9 protein-coding genes are annotated in these 6,922 nt (G+C 73.0%); 2 read left to right on the forward strand and 7 right to left on the reverse strand.

Going from position 1 to position 6,922, the window contains the following annotated elements; translation table 11 throughout:
* The first annotated feature begins 290 nt into the window (after positions 1-290).
* Positions 291-809 (forward strand): tetratricopeptide repeat protein, encoded by a 519-nt coding sequence (locus tag DU478_RS22330; RefSeq protein WP_114513052.1) that lies wholly within the window; start codon positions 291-293, stop codon positions 807-809.
* A gap of 116 nt (positions 810-925) precedes the next feature.
* Here the strand turns inward: DU478_RS22330 and gspM are convergent, their stop codons facing one another.
* From gspM to gspG, 7 genes are read right to left on the reverse strand one after another with little or no spacing between them, the layout of a single operon-like run.
* Complete coding sequence (gspM, locus tag DU478_RS22335; protein ID WP_114513053.1) at positions 926-1,417, reverse strand: type II secretion system protein GspM; 492 nt, start codon at positions 1,415-1,417, stop codon at positions 926-928.
* On the reverse strand, positions 1,414-2,622 hold the full coding sequence (gene gspL / locus DU478_RS22340) for a type II secretion system protein GspL (protein ID WP_233501557.1): 1,209 nt from the start codon (positions 2,620-2,622) through the stop codon (positions 1,414-1,416). Before gspL ends, gspM begins: the two co-directional genes overlap by 4 nt.
* Positions 2,600-3,517 (reverse strand): type II secretion system minor pseudopilin GspK, encoded by a 918-nt coding sequence (gspK, locus tag DU478_RS22345; protein ID WP_114513055.1) that lies wholly within the window; start codon positions 3,515-3,517, stop codon positions 2,600-2,602. The genes gspL and gspK overlap by 23 nt, the downstream gene beginning before the upstream one ends.
* Entirely contained in the window at positions 3,514-4,185 is a 672-nt protein-coding gene (locus DU478_RS22350) for a type II secretion system protein GspJ (protein ID WP_114513056.1), read from the reverse strand. The genes gspK and DU478_RS22350 overlap by 4 nt, the downstream gene beginning before the upstream one ends.
* On the reverse strand, positions 4,185-4,553 hold the full coding sequence (locus DU478_RS22355; protein WP_114513057.1) for a type II secretion system protein: 369 nt from the start codon (positions 4,551-4,553) through the stop codon (positions 4,185-4,187). The genes DU478_RS22350 and DU478_RS22355 overlap by 1 nt, the downstream gene beginning before the upstream one ends.
* Positions 4,538-5,002: a prepilin-type N-terminal cleavage/methylation domain-containing protein gene (locus DU478_RS22360; RefSeq protein ID WP_114513058.1), complete on the reverse strand. Its 465-nt coding sequence runs from the start codon at positions 5,000-5,002 to the stop codon at positions 4,538-4,540. The genes DU478_RS22355 and DU478_RS22360 overlap by 16 nt, the downstream gene beginning before the upstream one ends.
* On the reverse strand, positions 4,987-5,427 hold the full coding sequence (gene gspG / locus DU478_RS22365) for a type II secretion system major pseudopilin GspG (protein WP_114513059.1): 441 nt from the start codon (positions 5,425-5,427) through the stop codon (positions 4,987-4,989). The genes DU478_RS22360 and gspG overlap by 16 nt, the downstream gene beginning before the upstream one ends.
* A gap of 360 nt (positions 5,428-5,787) precedes the next feature.
* Between gspG and DU478_RS22370 the strand changes: the two genes are divergently transcribed.
* A partial coding sequence (locus DU478_RS22370; RefSeq protein ID WP_147276405.1) for an SEL1-like repeat protein occupies positions 5,788-6,922 on the forward strand: 1,135 nt, incomplete at its 3' end.

A 6,922-nucleotide genomic window follows, 5' to 3' on the forward strand; every position in this document is an offset into this window, starting at 1 on the left:
GGCGGCGCGGCGCTGCGGGGGTCCTGGGGCGGCGCCTCGGCGCTGGCCGCGGCGGCGGGCACGGCCCGCTCGGGCACCGGATCCTGCCAGGTCTGCCACAGCTCCTGCCCCGCCAGGGCGGTGGCGGCAAGCGCGGCAAGGGCGGCAAGAAAGGCCAAAAGACGCATGGCGGGGCAGAGATCCGGCAGGGCACGCGCAGGGGCGGCGGGGAAACACGTAGACGCGCAAAGGCTTACATGATAAAATCCTCGGCAAAACCAAAAACATAAAAAACCGAAAATGAGCAGGCAATGCAGCGATATCACACCGTTCGGGCGGGGGTCCTTCTCCTTGCCGTGCTGACGCTCGTCAGCTGCGAAGACGGCCCTTCGACCGGCGACGCGGGCTTTCGCAACCAGTATTTCGCCGCCCGCGACGCGCTCGAGGACGGCAAGTTCGACCGGGCCAGCCGCACCTACGCACGGCTTCTGACCCGGGCCGGACCGCTGGAGCCCCGGATCAGGCTCGAATACGCCCATTCCCTGCTGCGCGCGGGCGATTATCCCGCGGCCCGGCGCGAGGCGCGGGCGCTGGCACAGGGCCAGTCCGGCAGCGCCCGCCGCGCTGCCCTGTCGGTCGCCGCCACCGCCGAACACGAACTGGGCCTCGTCGCCATCCAGCAGGGCGATCCGGCCGCGGCCCGGCAGTTGCTGCACGCCGCCGACGCGGCGATCGCCGAAGTGCTGGCCTCCGAGCCCGAACTCGACCCCCTGGGCGCCCTCGCCGGCCGCCAGGCGAGCATCAAGGTCCGCCTCAAGGCCCTGGGCTGAGGGTCCCGGACCCCGCCCGCCCCCTTCTTCGGTTCACAATAACCCTCAGAGAGCACGAGAGACGGCGTCTCTCGTATCGCCCCCGACCGGGGGCGATCCCCTCGCCTCCGTCCTGCTCAGACCTGCGGCACCAGCTGCAACTCCGCCGCCACCACGCCAAGCTCCTCGCCGCGGGTGATGCGGAAGGCCGCGATGTCATAACCCCAGCCCGGATCCTGACGGCTGAGCCAGCCCATCAGCACCGCGAAATCCACCGCCTCGAAACGCAGATCGATGCCGCCGCCCTCGCGGTTGGCAAGACCGGTGACGGCGGGGCGCAGATCCGCCGAGATCAGGCTCTGTTCCAGCGCCGAAAGCCCGATCGGGGCTGCGGGGCCGGAATTCTCGGCCTGGCCCAGGGCGGCCATTTCGGCGGCCCGCGCCGCGACCCAGTCCTGCAGGGCGCGAACCTCGGTCAGTTCGGCCCGGGCCTCGGCGCGGCGCGCCGCCATCGGCTCCAGCACCGCGAACCACAGGGCCGTGGGCAGCACCGCGATCACCAGCAGCCCCAGCAGCAGCCGTTCGCGCGGCGCGCGCCGCAGCAGCAGGTCGATCAGCCGGTCGGTCATTCCCCGGCCCTCACCTGCAATTCGGCGCGCACGCCGCTGTCGCCGTCACTGACCCGCAGATCGGCCACCTCGACCTGCAGACCGGCGTCGCGCAGGTCGCGCACCAGCGCCTCGGCGGCGGCGAAATCCCCCAGCCGCAGCACCACGGTCCAGAGGTCGCGGTCAAAGCCGTAGTCCTCGGACACGGCGCCGCTGCCATCCACCACCCGGGCGATCCGGCCCAGCAGCGTCAGCGGCGACACCCGCCCGCGCCAGTCCCGCGCCGCATCCTGCCGCGCCGCCAGCGCCCGCGCCACCTGGGTGCGCACGTCCAGCACCGGGCCGGTGGGCACGAAGCTTTCGCGCACCAGCGCCAGGGTCGCGGCGCGTTCGGCGCGGATCTCCTGCTCCAGCGCCCGGGTGCCCAGCCCCTGCGCCGCACCCCAAAGCGCCGCGGCCAGCAGCCCGATCAGCAGCGGCCAGCGCCAGGGCAGCACCCGCGCGCGCAGCCGGTCGCGCGCGGCGCGCGGATCGGTGCGCAGGTCGACGCCCATTTCGCCATGCCCCAGCACCTGCGGCGCGGCGATGCCCAACGGATCGAGCGCCGCTGCCTCGGTCACCACCGGGATGTCGCGCGCCGCGAACAGCGCCGCGATCCCGGCATCCTCGCCGTTCAGCAACACCGCCCTGGGGGCCGGCGGCTCCGCGTCTTCCAGCGCCCGCTCCAGCATCAGCCGGGCCAGGTCGGGATCGGCGGAAAACCCGTCCTCCAGCCCCAATCGCGCCAGAACAGAGCCTGATGTGACCTCGATCGACCACAGCTCGGCGGCGGCGGGCAGGCCCAGGTAATCGGGCAGCACCGCGCGGCAGCCCGGCCCCGCCTGCGCCCGCCATCCGGCCAGCGCCTCGGCATCCGCCACCAGCGCCCGGCGCCAGCTATCGCCGCCGCCGGGCGGGGAAAAGGGCCGCATCTCGATCCGCGCGGCATCGAGGCCGATGCGGTCGCGCAGCTGGCGCCGGGCCACGTCCTCGCGCGCCGGGCCGCGCAGGCGCTCGGGCAGGTCCAGCGCCAGCAGCGGCACCTCCGCCCCCGGCACCAGGACCACGTGGCGGCCCGCGGGCATCTCCGCCCCCAGCGCATGCAGGGCGATGTCCTGTCCGGCACTCACGGGCACTGTCTCTCCTGCTCTCGGGCCATGCGGGTCACGGCACCCGGGCCAGACGATAGGCCACCCGGATGCCGGCGGGAAGCGGCGGACGTTCGAAAACCGTCATCCTGTGGCGGCTGTGACCGTCAAGCGTCGCGTGGATGTCGGCGCGGAACCACGACGACCCCACGGCAAAGCGCGGCAGGTCCTCTTCGCTCAGCACCGCGGTCGCGCCCAGGCCGCCCAGGCGCATGACGAAATCGTCGACCGACACGAACGGCTCCAGCCTGCGGCTTTGCAGCAGCCGGTCGGCCACCACCGGGCCGATCCCGGGCATCATCGCCTGCAGCACCAGCGCCGGCGCCGTGTTGACGTTGAGCGGCTGCGACCCGGGCAGCGCCGTCAGGTAAGGCCGCAACCGGTCGAGATCGCGCGGCCCGAGCCCGCGCATGTCGAGCAGCTGATCGAGGAACAGCACCGGTCCGCCGACCGGGCGCAGGGGCGGGTCGGCCCGTGCATAGGCGGTCTTGTCGGCGGGGCCGGTCCGGCTCAGGAAGGCCGGGATCTCCTCGGCCAGACCCGGCCGCAGCCCCAGCCGCGTCACCAGCAGTTCGAACCCGTCGCGGGCCAGGGTATCGGAGGGGTTGGCCAGCCAGTTGACGTTGAACAGAGCCTGCATATCCGCGATCTCGCCGGCGACGCGGCCCCGGTCCAGCGGCACGTCGTAATCGGCCCGGGCCCAATCCTCGCCCGGGTGATCCATGCCGCCCCCGGCCCGGTCGGAGCTCAGGATGCCGATGCTCAGCGCCTCGAAGGCATCGAGGTAGAGCCGCGCCTGCGCCGCCCCCTGCGCCTCATGTGCCCGCGCCCGCGCGCCTTCGGCCCGGGCCAGCAGGAAGGTGGCGATCCCGGCCAGGGCCGCCACCAGCACCAGCGCATTGACCAGCACGAAACCGCGTGACCGCGGGGTCATTTCAGGCTCTCCACCAGCACGATCTCGCCCAGTTCGGCGGTCTGCAGGGTCAGTTCCACCGCTTCGGGCAGGATGCTGGAATAGCTTTCCGGCTGGCGTTCGGTGGCTTCGTCGTCATCGGCGGGTCCGATCTCGGGGGCGATGGCCGGGGTGTTGCCGGTGCTGCCCGCGACCCAGCCGATCCCCTCCCAGTAGGTGCGCAGCGACCAGCCGCGCAGCCCGGTCATCAGCACCACCTCGGGGGCCGCCTGCCCCGCCTCGGCCGGATGCAGCACCGGCCAGACCCGGCGGCTGAGCGTGCCGGTGCCCGCGTCGAGCCGCCATTCGGCGCGCTGCAATCCGGGTCCGGGCCGCGCCGGCAGGCTGGGCTGCCCGGCCAGCGACAGGCCCAGCACCCGGCCGGCGGGGTCGAGCCGCAGCGCCGACAGCGGCGGCCCGTCCGGCGGATAGAAGAGCAGCGGCGCCACCGCGCCCAGATCAGCCCGCAACAGCCCCAGCGCCAGGCCAAGCTCGGCCGTGTCGGTGTCGATGTCGGCCAGGCGGTCGCGCATCCGCATCGCCCCGGTCAGCGCCTGCAGCCCCATCACCGCGATGAGCGCAAAGATCGCCATGGCGACCACCAGCTCGATCAGCGTGAGCCCGCCGTCCGTCTTGCGCGTGTGCCGCATCACCGCACCCCGGGCGGCGGCAGCACCGCCACCAGCAACGCGCCTTCGCCGGTGTCGGCGCGGGCCCGGATGCTGGCCTGCCGCAGCCCCGCCGCGGTGGCCTGATAGGCGACCGTGACGGCAAAGCGGCGGCCGCCCATCTCGACCGTACCGGGCAGGGGCCCGCCGGTGCCGCCGTAAAGCTGCAGCTCCTCGGCGCGGTTCTGCACCACCACCTGCGCCAGCAGCCGGGTCTGCGCGCCCGAGAGCGCCAGCCGCGACTGGTCGGTGGCGCGCAAGGCCGCCAGCGTCCCGATGGACAGCACCGCCACCGCGATCACCAGTTCCAGCAGCGTCAGGCCGCGGTCGTCGTCTAGGCGTCGTCGCATGTCAGCCCCGTCCAGCCGTCGCTGCGGCACAGCTGTCCCGCGCCGCTGCCGAACCGGATCGAAAAGGCGCTGGTGCGGCCGTTGGACAGGAACACGATCTCGGGCGCATCGCCGCTGCCGGGCGGCTCCTGCGGGGCAAAACCCACGCGTCCGCGCCAGCGGACCTCCTGGCCGTCCTCCTGCCAGACCCCGTCCCGACGGCTGACCATGCGCAGCCCGCGCGGGGTGATCTGCAGCCCGCGCGGGCTTTGCCCCTGCACCGCCAGCTGGCGCAGCGCCGCGAACCGGTCGGCAAAGCGCTGCGCATCCTCCGCCCCGCCGCTGCCGCGGGTCGCGGCCAGGCTCGCCCCCACCGCCAGCACCGCCAGGACGGCGACGGCGACCAGAAGCTCGATCAGGGTGAATCCGGCCGTGTCAGGGTCTGATCCGGGGCCTATTGTGCCATCCATGATCCGATATCCGCATCGGCGCCCGACCCGCCCGGGGCGGCGTCGGCGCCATAGGTGAAGATGTCGAAATCGCCGTGCACGCCGGGGGCCAGGTATTGATAGGGCTGACCCCAGGGATCCTGCGGCAGCCGGTCCATGTAGCCCGACCAGTTCGGCGCCTCGGGCGGGGCCGAGGGCTGGCTGACCAGCGCGGCCAGCCCCTGTTCGGTGGTGGGATAGCGGAAATTGTCCAGCCGGTAGAGGTTCACGGCACTGGCGATCGCGGCGATGTCGGACTGCGCCCGCGCCGCCCGCGCCTGGTCGGGCCGGTCGATGACCCGCGGCACGATGACCAGCGCCAGAATCGACAGGATCACGACCACCACCATCAGTTCCAGCAGGGAAAAGCCCGCCTCGCGGCGCTCTTCGTTCGTCGTGTAATGCATTGCTGAAAAAACCCTCTCGCTCGGGACACATGTAACCACGCCCCGCGGCACGGGGCAATCGCCAACCCTCCCCCCTTCTTCGGTTCAGAATAACCCTCAGAGAGCACGAGAGACAGCGTCTCTCGTATGCCGCAGGCATCCCCCGTGTCCCTGCCGGGCACCGCGACCGGCGAATGGCGGCGCGCGCGGGCCTTCGCCACCGCGGTCCCTGCGGCGGGGCGGCGGTCCGGCCCTGGCAGCGACGCGCGATTTGAGGCTCGCACGGCCCGGCGTTCCGCGTTACCCTTTTTGCGCGACGTGGCTCCCTTGCGGTAAGTCACGCCCATTGAACCCAGTCGATTATGCCAGAATAGGCCCTGAATGCCCCGGATTTTCCCCTCTGTCCTGCCCGCCTGCGCCACCCTTGCCCTTCTGACCCTCACGCTGCCGCTCCCGGCGCAAGACACCGCACCCGACACCGCCGCACATCCCGCCGCCGAGGAGGCCGCCGACCGGCCCGGCATGGCCGAGGTCGAACAGGCCTGGGCACGGGGCGATTTCGTCTTTGTCCGCGACGGGCTGAAGGCCCTGGCCGAAGAGACCGGCACGCCGCTGGCGCAGTACCGCTATGGCCGGGTGCTGATCGAGGGGCGCGGCGGGCCGCGCGACATCAAGGCGGCGGTGGGCTGGCTGGAAAAGGCCGTGGCGCAGAACCACGCCGATGCCGCCACCCTGCTGGCACAGGTGCTGCTGGCCGAGGGGCTGGACACGGTGCCGCGCGATCCGGCACGGGCCGCCGATCTGCTGGGCAGCGCCGCCACCCGGGGCGACCCGAACGCCCAGGTCATGCTGGCGCGGCTTCTGACCGCGGGCGACGGGGTCGCGCCCGATCCGCAGGCGGCCTTCGACTGGTACCTGGCCGCCGCCGAACAGGGCCACCTCGAGGCGCAGTTCGCGGTGGCGCGCAGCTACCTGCGGGGCGACAGTCAGACCGCGAATGTCGAACAGGGGCTGCACTGGCTGGAACAGGCGGCCGAGGGCGGCCACGTGCAGGCACAGTATTTCCTGGCCGGCGCCTATGACCACGGCACCGGCGTCGAGGCCAGCCCCGCCGAGGCCCGGCGCTGGTACCGCCGCGCCGCCGAGGCCGGGCTGCCGATCGCGCAGCGCGACCTCGGCACCCGCTATCTGCTGGGCCAGGATGTCGACCCCGACGCCGCAGAGGCGCTGCGCTGGCTCGAGGCCGCCGCCGACGCCGGCGATCCCGGCGCGATGTTCAACCTGGCCCAGGGTTTCCTGGCCGGCGACGTGCTGCCGCAGGACGACGCCCGCGCCTATCGCTGGCTCGAACGCGCCGCCGACAGCGACCTGCCGCGGGCCATGACCGCCCAGGCCGCGATGGTCGAGGCCGGGCGCGGCACCGCGGCCGATCCCGACCGGGCCATCGCGCTCTATCGCCGCGCGGTCGAGGCCGGGGACCGGGCCGCCGCGGAACGGCTGGGCCAGATGGCCGCCG

This window comes from Thalassococcus profundi (assembly GCF_003344785.1).
GTDB lineage: Bacteria > Pseudomonadota > Alphaproteobacteria > Rhodobacterales > Rhodobacteraceae > Puniceibacterium > Puniceibacterium profundi.